The sequence below is a fragment of the Blautia massiliensis (ex Durand et al. 2017) genome, from assembly GCF_001487165.1.
Classification (GTDB): Bacteria; Bacillota; Clostridia; order Lachnospirales; family Lachnospiraceae; genus Blautia_A; species Blautia_A fusiformis.
The window spans coordinates 2,261,911-2,283,899 of the sequence record NZ_LN913006.1 but is presented as its reverse complement, the minus strand read 5'-3'; the positions used below and the strand labels follow the sequence as shown (position 1 = coordinate 2,283,899).

Sequence of the window (21,989 nt, the reverse complement as noted above, 5' to 3'; positions counted from 1 at the left end):
ATGAAAAGCTCCGGAACATTTAAGGAATAATGTTCCGGAGCTTTTTGGCTTTTATTTGGTTTATATTGCGTAGAAGATTTTATCTGTTCCTCTCATAAGAGAATCATGCGTCTGTATCCTGCAGAGCCAGGAAGCCTTCCTCGCCGGTACGGATCTTGACAACGTTTTCGATATCGTAAACGAAGACCTTACCATCACCGATCTGACCGGTATGAAGAACTTCTTTTGCAGTATCAATAACCTTCTGAACCGGTACAAGACTTACAACGATCTCGATTTTAACCTTCGGACGGAGGTTCATGTCAACCTCAACACCACGATAGTAGGTTGGAGCACCCTTCTGAACACCACAGCCCATAACGTTTGTGATAGTGATACCGGTTACGCCGATCTCGTTCATAGCCTGCATAAACTCATCCAGCTTGTTCTGACGTGTGATGATAACAACCTTTGTCAGTTTGTGTACGCCGTCTGCAGGAATTTCAGGAACAGATTCAGCAGGAGCAGAAGGAGCATGTTTTACAACAGGGGCTTTTACGGAAGTTCCCATTGGAGTCGGAGCCTTTGTCATGGTATCCTGTACAAAGAATCCATCGTATGCACTTGCGAGGCCATGCTCTTTCATATCCAGACCTGCGATCTCTTCCTCAGCGGAAACACGAAGTCCGATCGTGTGTTTGATCACCTGGAAGATAATTGTCATAGTAACAGCAACCCATGCGATGGTGATAACCATACCAATAAACTGAACACCGAAGCCATGGAAACCACCGCCTGTGAGAAGACCTTTCCACTCGGTACCTGCACCGTCGGAGAAAAGACCGACAGCAAGAGTTCCGAAAGCACCGTTAAGACCGTGAACGCCAACAGCACCAACCGGGTCATCAATTTTGAGAGCTTTATCAACAAATTCAATACCAAATACTACAATGAATCCGGAGAGGATTCCGATGATAGCTGCAGATGTAGGAGATACGGTATCACAGCCTGCTGTGATGGCTACCAGTCCTGCAAGAGAACCGTTCAGGGACATGGAAACATCCGGTTTTTTATAGCGGATCCATGTGATCAGCATAACTGTTACAGTAGCAACAGCAGCTGCAAGGTTTGTTGTTACGAAGATCTTTCCGGCGCTTACAATGGCATCGCCTTCCATGCTGACAGTAGATGCACCGTTGAAACCGAACCAGCAGAACCAGAGAATGAATACACCAAGTGCACCAACCGTAAGGTTATGTCCCGGGATCGCTCTGGATTTACCGGATTTGGAATATTTTCCGATACGAGGTCCGAGGATGATGGCACCGATCAGTGCAGCAACACCACCAACCATGTGAACGGCACAGGAACCTGCGAAATCATGAAATCCCATCTGGCTGATAAAGCCGCCGCCCCAGATCCAGTGACCGGATACAGGATATACAACGAGACTGATCAGTAAACTGTAGATACAGTAGGAGATGAATTTAGTACGCTCTGCCATGGCACCGGACACGATGGTAGCAGAAGTAGCACAGAATACAGTCTGGAAGATGAGAAATGCCCAGAAAGGAACTCCATCCGGAAGCATTGCGTTTCCGTAGTTTGCCTCTGAGGCGATTCCGCCAATCTTGCCGAAGAAACCGTTTCCTGCACCGAACATGATGCCAAATCCAACCAGCCAGAAGACCGGTGTACCGATACAGAAGTCCATCAGGTTTTTCATGATGATATTTCCTGCGTTTTTTGCTCTTGTGAATCCTGTTTCGACCATTGCAAATCCAGCCTGCATGAAGAAGACCAGTGCTGCACCGACGAGGACCCAAGTTGTGTTTACTGAAGAATACATAGTAACACTCCCTTTCCCAATTTTTTTCTTTCCTATTATGTATAGAAAGAATTTTTGTAATACCGGACAAAAAACAGACAGAATTTATCCAGTATCAGTATAACGAAAAAGCGCAGGAGAGAGGAAATTCTCTTCCGCGCCTTTACGAAATCAAAATTAGTATATGTAAAACAGGGGATATCTGTATCGTGTGATTAATGGATGAGGAAATCGATAATGAATTATGAAGTAGAGTTCATAAGGGATATCCCCTGTATTTACCGTATGAAATTGTTATCTGATATCCGTGATCAGATGGAGAATAACAGCTCGTCGTAGGTCGGATAAGGAAGTAACTCATCCGGGATCAGAGCCTCTGCCTCATCTGCAGATTTTCTTAAAGTTTCCATGTCTTCCAGAACAGTTTCCTGATAAGCCTTGGAGCATGCAAGTACATCGTCAGAAGAAGCAAGAGCTTTTGCTGTATCTGCTTTCAGAGTTTCCAGATCTTTTGCCATGGTGTCTGCAAGTGTACTCAGTTTGGAGATCAGAGCAGCTTCACTTGCTACAGAAATATCAGCTACTACGGATTTCTTTGCAGCTGCAGTATCTGCAAGCTTTTCAACATATGTATATACAGAAGGAATTACCTGCTTCTGGATCATCTCAGCCAGAGTGTTGGACTCGATGTTGATGGTCTTGTAATAGTTCTCAAGCCAGATCTCGTAACGGGAGAAAAGCTCTTCCTTTGTAAAAATGCCATGCTTTGTAAACAGCTCAATGTTCTTCTCAGCAATGAAATGAGGAAGTGCATCCGGAGTTGTTTTCAGATTGTAGAGACCACGTTTCTCAGCTTCTTCAACCCATTCATCTGTATATCCGTTTCCGTTAAAGATGATGCGTTTATGCTCTTCAATGGTCTTCTTAAGAAGTGCATGTACTGCGCTTTCCATTTCTTCTTCCGGAACATCCTTAAGAGCTGCGCTGAATTCTGCAAGAACCTCTGCAACAGCGGTATTCAGTACGATGTTCGGGTTTGCGACAGATGCTGCAGAACCAAGCATACGGAACTCAAATTTGTTTCCGGTAAATGCAAATGGTGAAGTACGGTTTCTGTCTGTGGTATCCTTTATGAAGTGCGGAAGTACCTTTGCTCCGATATCCATCTGTACCGCATGCTTATTGCTGAAGAAGGTATCGTTTTCAATAGATTTCAGTACGTCTGTCAGCTCATCTCCAAGGAAGATGGATACGATCGCAGGCGGTGCCTCGTTTGCTCCAAGACGATGATCGTTTCCGGCGCTTGCAACGGATACGCGGAGAAGATCAGCATAATCGTCAACGGCTTTGATGACAGCTACCAGGAATACCAGGAACTGTGTATTTTCTGCCGGTGTTTTTCCTGGATCAAGAAGGTTTACACCTGTGTCTGTGCTCATAGACCAGTTGTTGTGTTTACCGCTTCCGTTGATTCCCTCAAATGGTTTCTCGTGAAGGAGGCAGACCATGTTGTGCTTGTCGGCAACCTTCTTCATGATCTCCATGGTCAGCTGGTTGTGGTCAACAGCAACATTTGTGGTATCAAATACAGGAGCCAGTTCGTGCTGTGCAGGAGCAACCTCGTTATGTTTTGTTTTGGCTGGAATGCCAAGCTTCCAAAGCTCTTCGTCAAGATCATGCATGTAAGCAGCAACGCGAGGCTTCAGGGCTCCGAAGTAATGATCTTCCATTTCCTGTCCTTTTGGTGCAGAAGCGCCCAGAAGAGTACGGCCGCAGAAGATCAGGTCTTTTCTCTTTTTGTAAAGATCCTTGTCAACCAGGAAATATTCCTGCTCAGGTCCTACGGTTGTGTCGATGTGACGGACCTCTTTGTTTCCAAGGATGTGAAGAATACGAACCGCTTCTTTGTTCAGAACATCCATGGAACGAAGAAGAGGAGTTTTCTTATCCAGTGCCTCTCCGCTGTAGGAACAGAATGCAGTAGGAATGTAAAGAGTTTTATCTTTAATGAATGCAGGTGAAGTAGGATCCCATGCTGTATATCCTCTTGCTTCAAAAGTAGCACGAAGTCCGCCTGACGGGAAGCTGGATGCATCCGGCTCACCTTTTACCAGCTCTTTACCGGAGAAATCCATGATCACCTGTCCGTCACCTGTAGGGGAGATGAAGCTGTCATGCTTCTCAGCAGTTACGTTTGTCATCGGCTGGAACCAGTGTGTGTAATGTGTCGCACCGTTTTCAGTAGCCCATTCTTTCATTGCAACTGCTACGGAATTTGCAACGTCCAGTTCCAGATGAGTTCCGTTTTCAATTGTTTTCTTTAATGCTTTGTACATGTCCTTTGGCAGTTTGCTTCGCATCACTTTGTCATTGAATACAAGGCTGCCATACATTTCAGGGATACTCTGTGCCATATAGGTACACTCCTTTCGATTTCACTCATTCATTATAATTTTTAATTATTTTATAAGGACCGCTGCCGGAAGAACCGGGTATAAACGGACCGGAAAACAAAAAAAGCGCTTCAGATACCTGCCGTATCCAAAGCGCCTTTGCTTTATGTGTTGCAGTATACACCAAAATAAAATATTGTCAAGAGCTTTTTTGAAAAAATCTAAAAAATTGACCAGGGCGATCGGACTGTCGGAAAATAGGCAGGGTTGACAAATCTTGTCCTTTTATTATAATCTGATATCGTAGTTATACAGTCGAAAAGTCAGCGATCGCTATAAGTGATCGAGGCAAAAGAAGCTTTTTGACCAGTGACAAAGATGTACAATACGGAAAGAACAGATGGAGGGAAATATGTCAGGAGTAAAGGAAGAATGTGGCGTATTCGGGATTTATGATCTGGATGGAGGGAATATTGCACCATCTATTTATTATGGTCTTACCTCGCTGCAGCACAGGGGACAGGAGTCCTGCGGAATGGCCGTTTCAAGGACGGACGGAGAAAGAGGAAACGTACAGTTCCATAAAGATCTCGGACTGGTAAGCGAAGTTTTACGAAAAGATGTTGTACATAATATGAATGGTGATATCGGAATCGGACATGTTCGTTATTCCACCACCGGAGAATCTGTCGCAGAGAATGCACAGCCGCTGGTACTTTCTTATATCAAGGGAAGTCTGGCACTTGCGCACAACGGAAATCTGGTTAATACAGAAGCTCTGAAATGGGAGCTGATCCAGACAGGCGCAATTTTCCATACAACTACCGACTCAGAGGTTATCGCGTTCCATATCGCAAGAGAACGTGTGCATTCTGCCACTGTAGAGGAAGCAGTACATAAAACCGTAGAGAAGATCCGCGGAGGATATGCTCTTGTGATCATGAGCCCCCGGAAGCTGATCGGTGCCCGTGATCCTTACGGACTGAAACCCCTCTGTCTTGGAAAAAGAGATAATGCCTATGTCCTTGCATCTGAAAGCTGCGCGCTGACATCTGTAGGAGCGGAATTTATCCGTGATATTGAACCGGGTGAGATCGTCACGATCACCAAGAACGGACTGAAATCCAGTAAACTGACTGAGAAGAAAAAGCATGCTCATTGTGTTTTTGAATATATTTATTTTGCAAGACTGGACAGCACCATGGATGGCGTGAAAATCTATGATGCAAGGATCCGTGGAGGAAAATCTCTTGCAAAATCCTATCCGGTAGAAGCGGACCTGGTGACCGGTGTACCGGAATCCGGACTTCCGGCAGCAAAAGGCTATTCTGAGGAATCCGGAATCCCGTTTGGCTTTGCGTTCTATAAAAACAGTTACATTGGAAGAACTTTTATCAAGCCTACACAGCAGGAGAGAGAGTCCAGTGTCCATCTGAAGCTGAGCGTTCTGGAATCCGTGGTGAAGGGGAAGAGAATCGTTCTGGTGGATGATTCCATTGTCCGCGGAACTACCATTGCCAATCTGATCCACATGCTGAAAGAAGCAGGAGCAAAAGAAGTCCATGTACGTATCAGCTCCCCGCCATTTTTACATCCCTGTTATTTTGGTACCGATGTGCCGTCCAATGACCAGCTCATCGCAGCACAGCACAGCACGGAAGAAATCCGTAAGATGATCGGTGCAGACTCCCTGGGTTATATGCAGATCGATTATCTGGAAGGCATGGCAGGTGGACTTCCGCTGTGTAAAGCATGTTTTGATGGCAATTATCCGATGGAAATACCGGCAGAAATCAAACAGGATTAATGAACTATGTGGAATTAATCTCACAGTAAAAAATAATGGATTGAAAAACGAAAATGTAAAAACTGCACAATAAATATATAAAAAACCCGGATTTTGTCATATAAAATCCGGGTTTTTATAGAAAGACTCTTAAAAACGATAAAAAACATCAACTTGACAAATCTGACAACATGAGACATAATGTGGAACAGCCAGATGAAAAAGGCCGCTGGTCTGGAATATACAGGAAAACAGCAAGGCCGAAAAAAGGCCGGTTTTTTGCCGAGATAAAAGAGAGGATGATATTTATGTCTAAAAAAATTAGATTGAATGCGACAGAGGATGTTAAAGAATTTGTTAAGGCTGCAAGTAAATGTGATTTTGATGTAGATATTTCATATAACAGAATTTTAATTGATGCAAAATCTATTCTTGGAATCCTCAGCATGGATCTGACCAGAGTTCTTACAGTAACCTGTCATGGCGAGGATCATGAGTTTGATCGTTTCCTTCAGAAATATGCAGTTGCCTGACAGACAGTGCAGAGACAGACAAGATATGAAAGACATAAAAAGAAAAGGCAGACGTGACTGCAGAGACAGGAGATCAGTTTGAAATCCTTAGCAGGCGTCTGTTTTTTCTTTGCATCCATTTCATAGGAAGAAATTCCGCAGACTATATGAAAAATCAGTTATTGACAAATAAAAAAAAATAGTTTATAGTAAACCATATTTTATATGAAAGATAACTGACAAAGGCGTCAGGAACGGATACCACAGGGGAATTCTCACCCCTTGGAATCTGTTCCGGACGCCTTTTTGTTGTGGGACACAAAATGGAGGAGGAAATCGAAGATGGCAGTAAAGTATGTTTTTGTAACAGGTGGAGTTGTTTCCGGTCTGGGAAAAGGAATTACCGCAGCGTCTCTTGGGCGCCTTCTGAAAGCCAGAGGGTATCAGGTGACCATGCAGAAATTTGATCCCTACATTAATATTGACCCGGGAACTATGAATCCCATTCAGCATGGAGAGGTTTTTGTAACGGATGACGGTACAGAGACTGACCTTGACCTTGGACATTATGAGCGTTTTATTGATGAAAGCCTTGACAAAAATTCCAATGTGACAACCGGTAAGATTTACTGGTCTGTTCTTCAGAAAGAGCGTCATGGTGATTTCGGCGGAGGTACCGTTCAGGTAATCCCGCATATTACCAATGAGATCAAGAGCCGTTTTTACAGAGCAAAATCCGCAGACGAGGACAGAATTGCCATCATCGAGGTTGGTGGTACAGTCGGTGATATTGAGAGCCAGCCGTTCCTGGAATCCATCCGTCAGTTCCAGCATGATGTGGGACATGACAATGCGATCCTTATCCATGTAACTCTGATCCCGTATCTTCGTGCTTCCGGAGAGATGAAGACCAAACCCACCCAGGCCAGTGTAAAAGAACTTCAGGGAATGGGAATCCAGCCGGATGTCCTGGTATGCAGAAGTGAGTATCCTCTTACCGAGGATATCCGTGGAAAGATCGCCCTGTTCTGTAATGTGCCTGTAAGCAATGTGCTTCAGAATCTGGATGTGGAATATTTATATGAAGCTCCTCTTGCAATGGAGAGAGAAAAGCTTGCAGACGTAGTACTGCAGAGCTTAAGACTGGAGAATCGCAAACCAGATCTTACAGACTGGGAAAATATGGTAGAAAATCTCCGCCACCCGGATAAAACTGTGAAAATCGCCATGGTTGGTAAATATACACAGCTTCATGATGCATACTTGAGTGTTGTGGAAGCACTGAAGCATGGCGGGATCTCTTGCCGTGCAAAGGTTGATATCACCTGGGTGGACTCCGAAGAACTCAATGAAAAAAATTTGGATCAGACTCTCCATTCTGTAGATGGAATCCTGGTTCCGGGAGGATTCGGAAACCGTGGTACAGAAGGAATGATCCTTGCGGCACAGTATGCAAGAGTTCATAAGATCCCATACCTTGGGATCTGCCTGGGAATGCAGATGGCTATTGTGGAATTTGCCCGCCATGTGCTTGGATATGAAGATGCCAACAGTATTGAGCTGGCACCGGAAACAACACATCCGGTCATTGCCCTGATGCCGGATCAGGAGGATGTGGAAGATCTTGGAGGAACTCTTCGTCTTGGAAGCTATCCGTGTGTGCTTGCAGAAGGCTCCAGATCCTATGAGCTTTTTGGAAAGAAAGAGATCCAGGAACGTCACAGACATCGTTATGAGGTAAACAACGCATTCCGTAAGGAACTGGACGAAAAGGGAATGTCCATTGTAGGAACATCCCCGGATGCTCACATTGTTGAGATGATCGAAATTGCCGGACATCCGTTCTTTGTGGGAACACAGGGACATCCGGAATTTAAATCCAGGCCAAATCATGCACATCCACTGTTCCGTGGATTTGTGCAGGCGGCAGTTGATAAAAAGACGGCAGAAGAAGCTGCAATGAAAGGATGAGAAAAATGAGAGAAGTAGCAAATCAGCAGCAGGGCCTCTACCGCCCTGAATTTGAACATGATAACTGCGGTATCGGAGCCGTTGTTAATATAAAAGGAAAGAAAACACATGATACAGTTGCCAATGCTCTTAAGATCGTAGAGAATCTTGAGCATCGTGCTGGTAAGGATGCAGAAGGAAAAACCGGTGATGGTGTCGGTATCCTTCTTCAGATCTCCCACAAATTTTTTAAGAAGGTCTGTAAAAAAGAAGGCTTTGATATCGGCGGAGAGAGAGAATACGGTGTAGCCCAGCTCTTTTTTCCACAGCAGGAGATCAAACGTGCCCAGGCAAAGAAGATGTTCGAGATCATCGTGGAAAAAGAGGGTCTGGAGCTTCTTGGATGGCGTACAGTACCGGTCTTCCCGGAGGTTCTTGGTCATAAAGCAAAAGAGTGCATGCCGTGCATTATGCAGGCATTTGTTAAAAAGCCGGAGGATGTGGAAAAAGGTCTTGCCTTTGACCGTATGCTTTACATCGCACGTCGTGAATTTGAACAGAGTAATGATAATACTTACGTAGTTTCCATGAACAGCCGTACCATCGTATACAAAGGTATGTTCCTGGTAGGACAGCTCCGTACCTTCTTTGGCGATCTTCAGAGCCAGGATTACGAGTCTGCCATTGCAGTGGTACATTCCCGTTTCAGTACCAACACGAATCCAAGCTGGGAGAGAGCACATCCGAACCGTTTCATCGTACATAACGGTGAGATCAACACGATCCGCGGAAACGCCGATAAGATGCTTGCACGTGAGGAAAACATGGAGTCTCCGTATCTGAAGGATGAGCTTCACAAGGTCCTTCCTGTAGTTAACCGCAATGGTTCTGACTCTGCAATGCTTGACAATACCCTGGAATTCCTGGTTATGAGTGGAATGGATCTTCCACTTGCAGTGATGATCACGATTCCGGAGCCATGGGCAAACAACGATACGATTTCTCAGGAGAAGAGAGATTTTTATCAGTACTATGCGACTATGATGGAGCCATGGGACGGTCCTGCGTCCATTCTGTTCTCAGATGGCGATGTAATGGGAGCAGTTCTTGACAGAAACGGTCTTCGTCCATCCAGATACTATATCACATCTGATGGCTATATGATCCTTTCCTCCGAGGTTGGTGTTCTTCCTGTGGATGAGGAGAAGATCGTATTAAAAGAACGTCTTCATCCGGGAAAAATGCTTCTGGTTGATACCGTTCAGGGTCGTGTCATTGATGATAATGAGCTCAAAGAAAAATATGCGAAAAAACAGCCTTATGGTGAGTGGCTGGACAGCAATCTGGTACAGCTTCGTGATATCAAGATCCCGAATCAGAGAGTTGTCGAATACACTCCGGAGGAGAGAGCACGCCTTCAGAAAGCCTTCGGATATACTTATGAGCAGTACCGTACTTCGATCCGAAACATGGCATTAAACGGCGCAGAAAGCATCGGAGCCATGGGACATGATACTCCCCTTGCAGTATTTTCCAAGGAACATTATCCGTTGTTCGATTATTTCAAGCAGCTTTTTGCACAGGTAACAAACCCGCCGATCGATGCGATCCGTGAGGAGATCGTTACTTCTACAAGTGTATATGTAGGTAAAGACGGAAACCTTCTGATCCAGAAGCCGGAGAACTGCCAGGTGCTGAAGATCAACAATCCGATCCTGACCAACACCGATATGCTGAAGATCAAGAATATGAAAAAGGACGGCTTCAAGGTTGTAACACTTTCTACATTATATTATAAGAGCACAAAGCTTGAACGTGCCATTGACCGTCTGTTCGTAGAGGTAGACAAAGCCTTCCGTGAGGGAGCAAACATCCTGGTCCTTTCTGACCGCGGTGTGGATGAGAACCATATGCCGATCCCGTCCCTGCTGGCGGTTTCCGCAGTACATCAGCATCTTGTAAAAACAAAGAAGAGCACTTCCCTTGCCCTGATCCTGGAGTCAGGTGAGCCGAGAGAGGTACATCATTTCGCAACACTCCTCGGATATGGTGCAAGTGCAGTCAATCCGTATCTGGCATTGGATACGATCCATGAGCTGATCGATACACATATGCTGGATAAGGACTATTACGCAGCCGTTGATGATTACAATCATGCAGTGATCAGCGGTATCGTAAAGATCGCTTCCAAGATGGGTATTTCCACTATCCAGTCCTATCAGGGATCTCAGATCTTTGAGGCAATCGGAATTTCCCAGGATGTGATCGATCGTTACTTTACAGGAACCGTAAGTCGTGTAGGCGGAATCACATTGGAAGATATCGAGGATAATGTAGAAAAACTTCATTCTGAGGCATTTGATCCCCTTGGACTTGCCACAGATCTTACTCTGGACAGCGTAGGTGCCCATAAGATGAGAAGCCAGGGTGAGGAGCACAAATATAACCCGCGTACCATTCATCTTCTCCAGCAGTCCACAAAACAGGGCAGCTATGAGATGTTCAAGGAATATACAAAGCTGGTGGATGACGAGGGTCATGGAAACTTAAGAGGTCTTCTGGACTTTAAGTTTGCCAAGGAGCCTATTCCGATCGACCAGGTTGAGAGTGTTGAGGATATTGTAAAACGATTTAAGACAGGTGCCATGTCCTACGGTTCTATTTCACAGGAAGCACATGAGACACTGGCTATTGCCATGAACCATCTCCATGGAAAATCCAATACCGGTGAGGGTGGTGAAAGTGATGAGCGTCTGGATTCTGCAGGAACAGACAATGACCGCTGCTCTGCGATCAAACAGGTAGCCAGCGGACGTTTCGGCGTTACCAGCCGTTATCTGGTTTCCGCAAGAGAAATCCAGATCAAGATGGCACAGGGGGCAAAGCCGGGTGAGGGCGGACATCTTCCTGCAAAGAAGGTATATCCGTGGATCGCAAAAACCCGTCATTCCACACCGGGAGTCAGCCTGATCTCTCCGCCGCCACATCATGATATCTATTCTATCGAGGATCTGGCAGAATTGATCTATGACCTGAAAAACGCCAATAAATATGCGGATATTTCCGTAAAGCTGGTTTCTGAGGCGGGTGTTGGTACGGTTGCAGCCGGTGTAGCAAAGGCCGGTGCACAGACTGTTCTGATCTCCGGATATGACGGAGGTACAGGAGCAGCGCCAAGAAGCTCTATCCATAATGCAGGACTTCCATGGGAGCTTGGACTTGCAGAAACACACCAGACGCTGATCATGAACGGACTTCGTAACCGTGTACGTATCGAGACAGACGGTAAGCTGATGAGCGGCCGTGACGTTGCCATTGCAGCACTTCTCGGTGCAGAGGAATTCGGTTTTGCAACAGCGCCACTTGTAACGATGGGCTGCGTGATGATGAGAGTCTGCAATCTGGATACCTGCCCGGTAGGTGTGGCTACACAGAACCCGGAGCTGCGTAAGAGATTCCGCGGAAAACCGGAGTATGTGGAGAACTTCATGCGCTTTATTGCACAGGAGCTGAGAGAGTACATGGCACGCCTTGGTGTTGCCACCATCGATGAGATGGTAGGTCGTACAGACCTTCTTACAGTTTCTGACAGTGTGCAGGAGCCGCATAAGGGTAAGGTTGACTTAAGTGCCATCCTGAATAACCCATATGCAGGAAAGGGCAAAGTAACCTTTGATCCGAAGGCTGTATACAATTTCAATCTTGAGAAAACTCTGGATGAAAAAGTTCTGGTCAAGAAATGTGCACCGGCGATCCAGAAGGGTGAGAAAGTTTCTGTTGATGTAAATGTTACCAATACAGACCGTGCATTTGGTACCATCCTCGGATCTGAGATCACAAGAAATCATAAGGATGGACTTCCGGAGGATACGGTAACTGTAAACTGTACAGGTGCAGGCGGACAGAGCTTCGGTGCCTTTATTCCGAAAGGACTGACATTGAAACTGACCGGTGACAGCAACGACTACTTCGGAAAAGGCCTTTCCGGTGGAAAGCTGATCGTTAAGGTTCCAGAGAAGGCCGGATACAAGGCTGAAGAGAACATCATCGTCGGAAACGTGGCACTCTATGGTGCGACCAGCGGAACTGCATTTATCAACGGTGTTGCAGGTGAACGTTTTGCAGTCCGTAACTCCGGTGCAGTGGCAGTAGTTGAGGGTGTTGGTGAGCATGGATGCGAGTACATGACCGGTGGCCGTGTGGTAGTTCTCGGAAAAACCGGAAAGAACTTCGCGGCAGGTATGAGTGGCGGTATCGCTTATGTTCTTGATGTGGACAACGTTCTTTACAAGAACCTTAACAAAGCAATGATCTCCATTGAAAAAGTGGATAATAAATATGATAAAAAAGAGCTTCGTGATCTCATCGAGGCTCATGTAGAAGCAACAGGCTCCGAGATCGGTAAGAAGGTGCTGGCTGATTTTGATTCCTATCTGCCTCACTTCAAAAAACTCATTCCGGATGAGTACAAGAGAATGATCACATTAAGTGCAAAGCTGGAAGAAAAAGGTCTGACCAGCCAGCAGGCACAGATGGAAGCATTCTATGAGAGCATCGGCGTGAAACATTAAGGAGGATGAGGAAATGGGAAAGCCAACTGGATTTTTAGATTATGAAAGAGAAACGGCAAAAGTTCTGCCGCCAAAAGAACGTATTCAGAATTTCAACGAATTTCGTATTCCGTTAAATAAAGAAAAACAGAAACTTCAGGGAGCACGATGCATGGCCTGCGGCGTTCCCTTCTGCCAGGCAGGTATGATGATCGGCGGAATGGCTTCCGGCTGCCCGCTTCACAACCTGGTTCCTGAGACAAACGATCTTGTATACACAGGAAACTGGAAACAGGCATTTCTTCGTCTGAACAAGACCCACAGTTTTCCGGAGTTTACTTCAAGAGTATGCCCGGCACTCTGTGAAGCTGCCTGTACCTGCAACCTGAACGGAGATCCGGTCAGCACAAAGGAAAATGAGAAAGCCATTATTGAGACTGCCTATGCAGAAGGCTGGGTAAAACCACAGATCCCGCCTGTCCGCACAGGAAAGACAATCGCAGTCATCGGAAGCGGCCCTTCCGGACTGGCAGCAGCACAGCAGCTGAACCGCCGTGGTCACAGCGTAACCGTATTTGAAAGAAACGACCGTATCGGAGGACTTCTCCGCTATGGTATCCCGAATATGAAACTGGAGAAAAAAGTCATCGACCGCAGACTGAAACTGATGGAAGAGGAAGGCGTGAAGTTTGTCACCAACATCAACGTTGGTGTGGACATTACCGCGGAGCAGCTTCTGAAAGATTATGACCGTGTCCTTCTCTGCTGCGGAGCTTCCCATCCGAGAGATATCAAGGTTCCGGGAAGAGATGCAAAAGGAATCTACTTTGCAGTGGATTTNCCGGAAAGGGGGAGCGCGAGGGGGAAAAGCGGGCTTCGTAACTCCGAGCGCCTTTCCCCCTCGCAAACTTGCCCACGCCAAAGTGTCCCCCAGAAAGGGAAACCCCACTGCCAAAGTGTCCCCCAGAAAGGGAAACCCCACTGCCAAAGTGTCCCCCCTGGAAAGGAAAAGCCCTCCGTCAGACGCCCGACATTGTACAATATCTGGTACAATTTTCTCATTATTTTTATCAATAATACAATTACATGTATATTATAAAGAACATACTTCCAAGCTGTTGACTTTAAATTCGGAATCTGTTATCTTATGGTCGTCATGAGAAATGTTATATATTACTAACTGCGCGGACAGTGAACGAAATATTGAGACAACAGGAAAGGATGTGTAACAAATTGGCAAAAGTTGATTTTGAACAGTGGAATGGTTTTAAGGGTGATCGTTGGAAAGAGAAGATCGATGTTCGTAATTTCATCAGTATGAACTATACACCATATGATGGAGATGCTTCCTTCCTGGAAGCACCAACAGAGGCAACAGATAAACTCTGGGGCAAGCTTCAGGAGCTTCAGAAAGAAGAGCGTGCAAAAGGCGGCGTTCTTGATATGGAGACAGAGGTAGTAACAGGAATCACAGCATATGGTCCTGGATATATCGATGAGGAGCTGAAAGATCTTGAGCAGGTTGTAGGTCTTCAGACAGACAAACCTCTGAAACGTGCTTTCATGCCATACGGCGGAATCAAAATGGCAGAGCAGGCATGTGAGACTTACGGATACCATGTAAGCGACAAGATCAAAGATGTTTTCAACAACTATGAGTTCAAAACACACAACCAGGGTGTATTCGATATCTACACACCGGAGATGAAGAGAGCACGTCACAACAAGATCCTTACAGGACTTCCGGATACTTACGGACGTGGACGTATCGTAGGTGATTACAGACGAGTTGCTCTTTACGGAATTGATCATCTGATCGCAGGTAAAGAGAAAGACTTCGCAGCATGCGACCGTCAGGGTATGAGACGTTATGACTTCCAGCTTCGTGAGGAGATCGCAGATCAGATCCGTGCTCTGAAGAAGATGAAAGAAATGGCTCAGATCTATGGCTTTGATATTTCCCAGCCGGCTAAGAATGCAAAGGAAGCATTCCAGTGGCTGTACTTTGGATATCTTGCAGCGATCAAAACTCAGAACGGAGCTGCAATGAGTGTTGGACGTATCTCCACATTCCTTGATATCTATATTGAGAGAGACCTTGAGAACGGAACTCTTACAGAGAAAGAGGCACAGGAGCTTGTTGACCATATCGTAATGAAATTCCGTATGGTTAAATTCGCTCGTATCCCGTCTTACAACCAGCTCTTCTCCGGTGACCCGGTATGGGCAACTCTGGAAGTAGCAGGTATGGGACAGGACGGACGTTCCATGGTAACAAAGAACGACTATCGTTTCCTTCATACACTTGAGGATATGGGACCGGCTCCGGAGCCGAACCTTACAGTTCTCTACTCTTCAAGACTGCCTGAGAACTTCAAGAAATATGCAGCAGACATCTCTGTTACAACAAGTTCCATCCAGTATGAGAACGATGATGTTATGCGTCCGGTATGGGGCGATGACTACAGCATCTGCTGCTGTGTATCTGCTACAGAGACCGGTAAAGAGATGCAGTTCTTCGGTGCTCGTGCTAACCTTGCAAAATGTCTTCTTTACGCGATCAACGGTGGTGTTGATGAGAAGACAAAACAGCAGGTAGGACCTCAGTACCAGGCGATCACTTCCGAGTACCTTGACTATGACGAAGTAATCGCAAAATATGATCAGATGATGGACTGGCTTGCACATCTGTATGTTGGAACACTGAACATGATCCACTACATGCATGATAAATACTACTATGAGGCAGCTGAGATGGCACTTATCGATACAAAGGTTGACCGTTCCTTCGCAACAGGTATCGCCGGATTCTCACACGTAGTAGATTCCCTTTCCGCTATCAAATATGCAAAAGTAAAAGCAATCCGTGACGAGGACGGAATCACAACAGACTTCCAGGTTGAGGGTGACTTCCCACGTTATGGTAACGATGATGACAGAGCAGACGAGATCGCAACAACTCTGCTTTCCACATTCCTTGAGAAACTGAAACACATCCATACCTATCGTGATTCCAAGCCAACCACATCCATCCTTACCATCACATCCAACGTTGTTTATGGTAAAGCTACAGGATCTCTTCCGGACGGAAGAAAAGCCGGCGAGCCTCTGGCACCGGGAGCAAACCCGTCTTACGGCGCAGAGCAGAACGGACTTCTTGCTTCCCTGAACTCTGTTGCAAAGCTTGACTATGAGGATGCCCTTGACGGAATCTCCAATACTCAGACGATCAACCCGGATGCACTTGGCCATTCTGAGGAAGAGCGTACAGAGAATCTTGTAAATGTACTTGACGGATACTTTGATCGTGGTGCACATCACCTCAATGTAAACGTATTCGGTAAAGAGAAACTTATCGATGCTATGGAGCATCCGGAAAAAGAGGAGTATGCAAACTTCACGATCCGTGTTTCCGGATACGCTGTTAAGTTCATCGACCTTACAAGAGAGCAGCAGCTTGACGTTATCGCAAGAACCTGCCACGAAAGGATGTAATAAAAAATATGGACGACCAGAAAAAAATCACTGGCTACGTCCACTCACTGGAGAGCTTCGGCTCTGTTGACGGACCAGGAGTCCGGTATGTGATCTTTTTGAGCGGCTGCGCCATGCGCTGTCAGTTCTGCCACAATCCGGACACCTGGCAAATGAAAACAGGGACGGAGTACACAGCAGATGAGCTGCTTGAAAAAGCCTGTCGATACCGCTCTTACTGGGGAAGTAAGGGCGGTATTACTGTGAGTGGAGGCGAGCCACTGTTACAGATCGATTTCCTTACTGAGCTGTTCAGAAAAGCAAAAAAACTTGGGATCCACACAACACTTGATACCAGCGGCAACCCTTACACAGAAGAGGGTCCGTGGTATGAAAAATGGGAAGAGCTGATGAAGTACACAGATCTTGTCATGCTGGATATCAAGCACATTGATGAGGAACAGCATAAGATCCTCACAGGATGTACCAATAAAAATATCCTTGCCATGGCCCGGAAGCTTTCCGATATGGGCGTATCCATGTGGATCCGTCACGTACTGGTTCCGGAACGCAATGACCGGGATGACTATCTCCACCGGCTGGCTGACTTTATCGCAACACTGAAGACAGTTGAGAGAGTGGAGGTTCTTCCATATCACACACTCGGAACCTTTAAATGGGAAAATCTGCATATTGATTATCCGCTGAAGGGAATTGATCCGCCAACAAAAGAACGGATCGAAAATGCGGAAAAAATCCTGGGAGCAGGTACACAGTAATAAAAAAACCATATCTTATGTCGAAAAACAGACATAGATATGGTTTTTTTGATGTTCACACCAGTTCTTTGTTTTTGATCAGCATTTCTTTGATGATATCCTGTGTATAGGAACCTAAGCGGCGCTGAGTATCCCGGTCAAGCTCTGAAGGAATGATAGGCTTGCCATATTCGATCACTACGTGTGTAGGTGTCATCTTCGGGAAATTGGCCTCCCAGATATTGGCAGAGTTGCTGATCGCAATAGGAATGATCGGGCTTTTGGCTCTGGTCGCGATCTTGAAGCTGCCGTCATGGAAAGGCAGCATTTCTGTTTCATCAGCATTTTTATTTCGGGTTCCTTCCGGGAAGATACATACGGAAATGCCGGATTTCACATAGTCTGCAGCCTGAAGGATCGTTTTCAGACCCTGCTTGATATCCTCTCTGTCGAGAAAGAGACAGTAGAGATTGCGCATCCAGTTGGAGAGCAGCGGATAATGCTCCATTTCCTTCTTGGCAACATAGCCGGTGCGGATCGGACAGCGGCTGTAGGTGAGCAGGATGTCGAAATAGCTTCGGTGGTTTGCTACATAGAGAACAGCCTGATCCTTTGGAACGTTTTCTTCGCCGATGACGGTGACTTTGGCGCCTGTGATCCACAGGATGAATTTGAATATGGCCTGTACCATGCGCAGAGAGCTGATATCCTTAGTCATGGGAGAAAATTTCCCGATGATCCATTCTACAAGGAGAACCGGAATGGTCAGCACCAGATAGGCGATCACCACGATACAGACAAGTATGAATCGAATCATGTCTTTTGTCCTTTCTGTTATAGATACTTGCGGAGAGTTCCGCAGTAAGATGGTATTTTTATATTATACGAAGAAAATCCGATAGTTGCAATAAATCTTTCCCTGCTCACATAGAATAAATACTGAATAATGGTTACTGTTTACTGGTGATCTTCCGCAAAGCGTGTTACTGAGAACGGAGTGAACAGTAACGAATCATGCAGGTGGCTTATATTATGAAAAAAGCAGTATTTCTGCGGATCGTGCTGACAGCTGCCGTGCTGGCACTGCTGCTTTCCGGGTGTCGATTTGTCCGGGTGGAGGAAGAAGAACGAAAACCGGTAGATTACATCGTTGTGGAACGCCGGGATATCCCGGCGGAGCTTTCCAGGCTTATGGAAGAAAAAAAGGAAAAGGAATTTCAGCTGAGTTATGAAACCGGAGAGGATCTTTACCTGGCCAAAGGGTACGGGCGGCAGATGAGTGGCGGATACAGCATCCAGGTAGAGGAGCTTGGAGAATCCTCGAATGGGATATTTTTTGTTACAAAACTTCTTGGACCGGAGGATCTTAAGGAGGCAGGAGTTCCGTCCTATCCCTGCATTGTGATAAAAACCCGGAAACAGGAAAAGCCGGTAACGTTCCGGGAAAGCAGCAGTCCGGTGAAAAAAGAGTCGGAGAAAGGGGAATAGACTGTGGAATTAAAAAAAGAAAGCATGCAGATATTAAAGGAAAAAAGCAGGGCAAAAAGTCAGATCACTTTTGATGAGGATTTTAATGTACCGGATGCAAAACCGGATGCAGGAAGACTGATTCAGAATAAGGGCAGGATCATTATGGATGATGTCCGTCTTACTGACGGGAAAGGTATTCTTACGGGAAATCTGCAGGTAGATATCCTTTATGTGGGGGAAGAAAGAGGGATCGTCAGCAGTCTTACTGCAAAACTTCCATTTGAGGAAACCTTGAACCTGAAGAATATCATAAACGGGGATAAAATGTGTCTGAAGTGGGAAATTGAAGATCTTACGATCCGCCTGATCCATTCCAGAAAGCTTAATATCAAAGCTTTGGTAACTTTTTGTGCGACTGTGGATGAAACAGAACAAATCCGCCTGCCGGTGGCGCTGGATGCAGAAGAGGTATCCGTCAGAAAAAAAACAGTCCGTTTTCTGGGACTTACCGTACATAAAAAAGATACACTCCGGATCAAGGATGAGTATACCATTGCCTCCAATCGTCCGGATATCGCCAGCCTGATCTGGTATACTATGGATATACGGGGGCTGGATCTGAAACCGGAGGAAAATGTGGTAAAGGCAAGAGGAGAGCTGTCCGTTTTTGTGCTGTACGGAGCTGAAGATACAGAAGCCCCGGTGCAGTGGCTGGAATATTCTCTGCCTTTTTCCGGAGAAGTGGAATGTCCGGACTGCACGGAGGAACTGATCCCGCTGATCGAAGCTTCGGTGATGCATCAGAGTCTGGAGGCCAAACCGGATGTCGATGGGGAAGAACGGATCCTTGTTTCGGATGTTGTGCTGGAGCTGGATATGAAATTTTTCAGGGAAGAGGAATATGATCTTATTACCGATGTGTATACACCGATCCGTGAATGTGTTCCGGAAGGAAAGAATGAGGTACTGGAACGGCTTCTGGTACGTAATTTTTCCAGATGCAGGATCAGTGACAGGATCCAGGTAAAGGAGACTCAGGGAAAAGTCCTCCAGCTGTGTCACAGTCAGGGAAAAGTGAAGATCGATAAGACCAGAATCGTAGAGAACGGTGTGCAGGCAGATGGCGTAGTCATGCTGAAGATCCTGTACATTATTGGAAATGATGATATGCCGTTTTATTCCATGGAGGCAATGATACCGTTTTCCCATATGGTGGAAGCAAGAGGGATCCGACAGGACAGCTGTTATCAGTTAAAAGCAAAGCTGGAGCAGCTTTCCGCAGCCATGGCAGATGGAAATGAGATCGAGATCCGGGCAACTGTAGGACTGGAGCTTCTGGCAGTTGCCAGAGAGCCGGTATTTATCATTGAGAAAGTAGAGGAAAAACCACTGGATATGAAAAAACTCCAGGCTATGCCGGGAATCCTGGTTTATATGGTAAAACCGGGAGATGAATTGTGGGATATTGCAAGGAAATATCACACATCTATCCAGGAGATCCGGACGATCAATGCTCTCAAGGAAAATCAGGAACCCTCTCCGGGAACTCCGCTTCTTGTTGTGAAAAAAGTGGAAGGTCAGATCAAATAAAAAGTGGAATATTTTGCTGTTGAAAAGAATGTAAAAATCATATAAAATACATGTATAAATACTGTATACAAAGTACAAATGGAGGGGCTTATGCGTTTAAAAGCAATGGCAAAGATCAATCTCGGACTTGATGTTCTGGGAAAGAGAGAGGACGGTTATCATGAGGTACGCATGATCATGCAGACCATCCGTATGTATGATATCCTGGATATCAGAAAGACCAGACGGCCGGGGATCGTACTGACGACCAATCTTCCGTTTATTCCTACAGATCAGAGAAATCTTGTATATAAGGCAGCACAGATGCTGATGGAGGAGTTCGATGTTGAAGAGGGACTTTCCATCAAGCTTCGTAAATTTATCCCGGTGGCAGCAGGCATGGCAGGAGGCAGCTCCGATGCAGCGGCCGCATTTGTGGGTGTGAACCGGATGTTCCATTTAGGACTTACCGAAGAACAGCTGATGGAACGTGCAGTAAAGGTCGGAGCAGATGTTCCGTATTGTATCATGCGGGGAACAGCGCTTGCGGAGGGAATCGGAGAGAAGCTGACCAGACTTCCGGAAGTTCCGAAATGTTATGTTCTGATAGGAAAACCGGGGATCAATGTTTCCACAAAAACAGCCTATGAGAATCTGAATCTGGAAGGGATCGGAAAACATCCGGACATCGATGGACTCATCGGAGCTATCAGAAATAATGATCTGTATGCCATGGCATACAGAATGGAGAATGTATTTGAACCGGGGATCATCCGACAGTATCCTGTGATCGGCAATATCAAGAACCTTATGGAAGAAAAAGGTGCGCTGAAAGCCGTGATGAGCGGAAGCGGTCCTACTGTGTTTGGAATCTTTGATAACAGGGATAAGATGGCCGCGGCAGCCAGAAGCCTCAGAAAGAGCGGGCTTGCAAAGACTGTATTTGCCACGGATATTTACAATAGAGATGGAGGAGTTACAAATGACAAGTGATTTTTCTGTGGATATGAATGAATATCTGCCGCTTCGGGATGTTGTTTTTAACACCTTGCGGCAGGCAATCCTGAAGGGAGAGCTGAAGCCGGGCGAAAGACTTCTGGAGATTGCCCTTGCAGAGCGTCTTGGCGTGAGCAGAACACCGGTGCGTGAGGCTATGCGCAAGCTGGAGCAGGAAGGTCTTGTAGTGATGATCCCACGCAGAGGTGCACAGGTAGCCAGCATCACAGAGAAGGATCTGAACGATGTTCTGGAGGTGCGTATCGCCCTCGAAAATGTTGCCATAGAAAAAGCGTGCAAGCTGATCACAGAGGATGAGCTGGGAAGGCTCTGGGTGGCAGCCAAGGAATTTGAAAAAACAAAAGCAGAGGGAAATCTGGTCCGTCTGGCGGAAACCGATGTGGCTTTCCACGAGATCATATATCAGGCTTCTGATAATAAGCGTCTGAATCAGGTCCTGAATAATCTCCGTGAGCAGATGTATCGCTATCGTGTAGAGTATCTGAAGGAGGAGCAGACAAGAAATCTTCTGGTCAGTGAGCATGAAGAACTGGTAAAAGCCATCCGTGAAGGAGATGTGCAAAAGGCGCAGGATATTTCTTTCCATCATCTGGAGAATCAACGAAAAGCGATCATCCGTACTATCCGCGCGGAGAATGAGGCCAAAGAGGCCGAGAAAAAAGAATAAGAACCGGATATGCGGGAATATTAAGAGAGATGTCAT

Annotated in this window: 13 protein-coding genes and 1 pseudogene; 11 read left to right on the top strand and 3 right to left on the bottom strand. The window is 46.0% G+C overall.

Annotated elements, in window-relative coordinates; genetic code table 11:
• Positions 1–103 precede the first annotated feature (103 nt).
• On the bottom strand, positions 104–1,828 hold the full coding sequence (locus BN3261_RS11470) for an ammonium transporter (protein ID WP_059086299.1): 1,725 nt from the start codon (positions 1,826–1,828) through the stop codon (positions 104–106).
• A gap of 290 nt (positions 1,829–2,118) precedes the next feature.
• On the bottom strand, positions 2,119–4,221 hold the full coding sequence (locus tag BN3261_RS11465) for a glutamine synthetase III family protein (RefSeq protein ID WP_059086298.1): 2,103 nt from the start codon (positions 4,219–4,221) through the stop codon (positions 2,119–2,121).
• 391 nt (positions 4,222–4,612) lie between these two features.
• On the opposite strand from BN3261_RS11465, the gene purF reads away from it, so the two are divergent.
• The 7 genes and pseudogenes from purF (at position 4,613) to pflA (ending at position 17,251) form a co-directional block, all read left to right on the top strand.
• Entirely contained in the window at positions 4,613–6,007 is a 1,395-nt protein-coding gene (gene purF / locus BN3261_RS11460; protein ID WP_015525743.1) for an amidophosphoribosyltransferase, read from the top strand.
• A gap of 287 nt (positions 6,008–6,294) precedes the next feature.
• The gene (locus BN3261_RS11455) at positions 6,295–6,519 is read left to right on the top strand and encodes an HPr family phosphocarrier protein (protein WP_022426744.1); all 225 of its coding nucleotides are present in this window, start codon (positions 6,295–6,297) and stop codon (positions 6,517–6,519) included.
• A gap of 321 nt (positions 6,520–6,840) precedes the next feature.
• The gene (locus BN3261_RS11450) at positions 6,841–8,469 is read left to right on the top strand and encodes a CTP synthase (protein WP_022426745.1); all 1,629 of its coding nucleotides are present in this window, start codon (positions 6,841–6,843) and stop codon (positions 8,467–8,469) included.
• A complete protein-coding gene (gene gltB, locus BN3261_RS11445) occupies positions 8,466–13,019 on the top strand; it encodes a glutamate synthase large subunit (protein WP_015525746.1) in 4,554 nt (1,517 codons plus the stop codon). The genes BN3261_RS11450 and gltB overlap by 4 nt, the downstream gene beginning before the upstream one ends.
• A 13-nt stretch (positions 13,020–13,032) precedes the next feature.
• Positions 13,033–13,836 (top strand): annotated as a pseudogene (locus BN3261_RS11440) (glutamate synthase subunit beta); the annotation flags it as partial.
• 395 nt (positions 13,837–14,231) lie between these two features.
• Complete coding sequence (gene pflB / locus BN3261_RS11435) at positions 14,232–16,493, top strand: formate C-acetyltransferase (protein ID WP_235812376.1); 2,262 nt, start codon at positions 14,232–14,234, stop codon at positions 16,491–16,493.
• An 8-nt stretch (positions 16,494–16,501) separates the two neighbouring features.
• On the top strand, positions 16,502–17,251 hold the full coding sequence (gene pflA, locus BN3261_RS11430; protein WP_022427299.1) for a pyruvate formate-lyase-activating protein: 750 nt from the start codon (positions 16,502–16,504) through the stop codon (positions 17,249–17,251).
• Between the two features lie 55 nt (positions 17,252–17,306).
• On the opposite strand, the gene BN3261_RS11425 is transcribed toward pflA, so the two are convergent.
• Positions 17,307–18,047 carry a lysophospholipid acyltransferase family protein gene (locus BN3261_RS11425; RefSeq protein WP_022427300.1) on the bottom strand — a complete coding sequence of 247 codons (741 nt, stop codon included), beginning with the start codon at positions 18,045–18,047 and terminating at the stop codon, positions 17,307–17,309.
• A 215-nt stretch (positions 18,048–18,262) separates the two neighbouring features.
• Between BN3261_RS11425 and BN3261_RS11420 the strand changes: the two genes are divergently transcribed.
• The 4 genes from BN3261_RS11420 (at position 18,263) to BN3261_RS11405 (ending at position 21,953) form a co-directional block, all read left to right on the top strand.
• A complete protein-coding gene (locus BN3261_RS11420; RefSeq protein ID WP_022427301.1) occupies positions 18,263–18,718 on the top strand; it encodes a protease complex subunit PrcB family protein in 456 nt (151 codons plus the stop codon).
• Between the two features lie 3 nt (positions 18,719–18,721).
• Positions 18,722–20,290, top strand: coding sequence for a DUF3794 and LysM peptidoglycan-binding domain-containing protein (locus BN3261_RS11415; RefSeq protein WP_059086294.1), 1,569 nt, complete (start codon positions 18,722–18,724; stop codon positions 20,288–20,290).
• A gap of 90 nt (positions 20,291–20,380) precedes the next feature.
• Positions 20,381–21,262 carry a 4-(cytidine 5'-diphospho)-2-C-methyl-D-erythritol kinase gene (gene ispE / locus BN3261_RS11410; RefSeq protein WP_059086293.1) on the top strand — a complete coding sequence of 294 codons (882 nt, stop codon included), beginning with the start codon at positions 20,381–20,383 and terminating at the stop codon, positions 21,260–21,262.
• Complete coding sequence (locus BN3261_RS11405; RefSeq protein ID WP_022427303.1) at positions 21,252–21,953, top strand: GntR family transcriptional regulator; 702 nt, start codon at positions 21,252–21,254, stop codon at positions 21,951–21,953. The genes ispE and BN3261_RS11405 overlap by 11 nt, the downstream gene beginning before the upstream one ends.
• Positions 21,954–21,989: the final 36 nt, after the last annotated feature.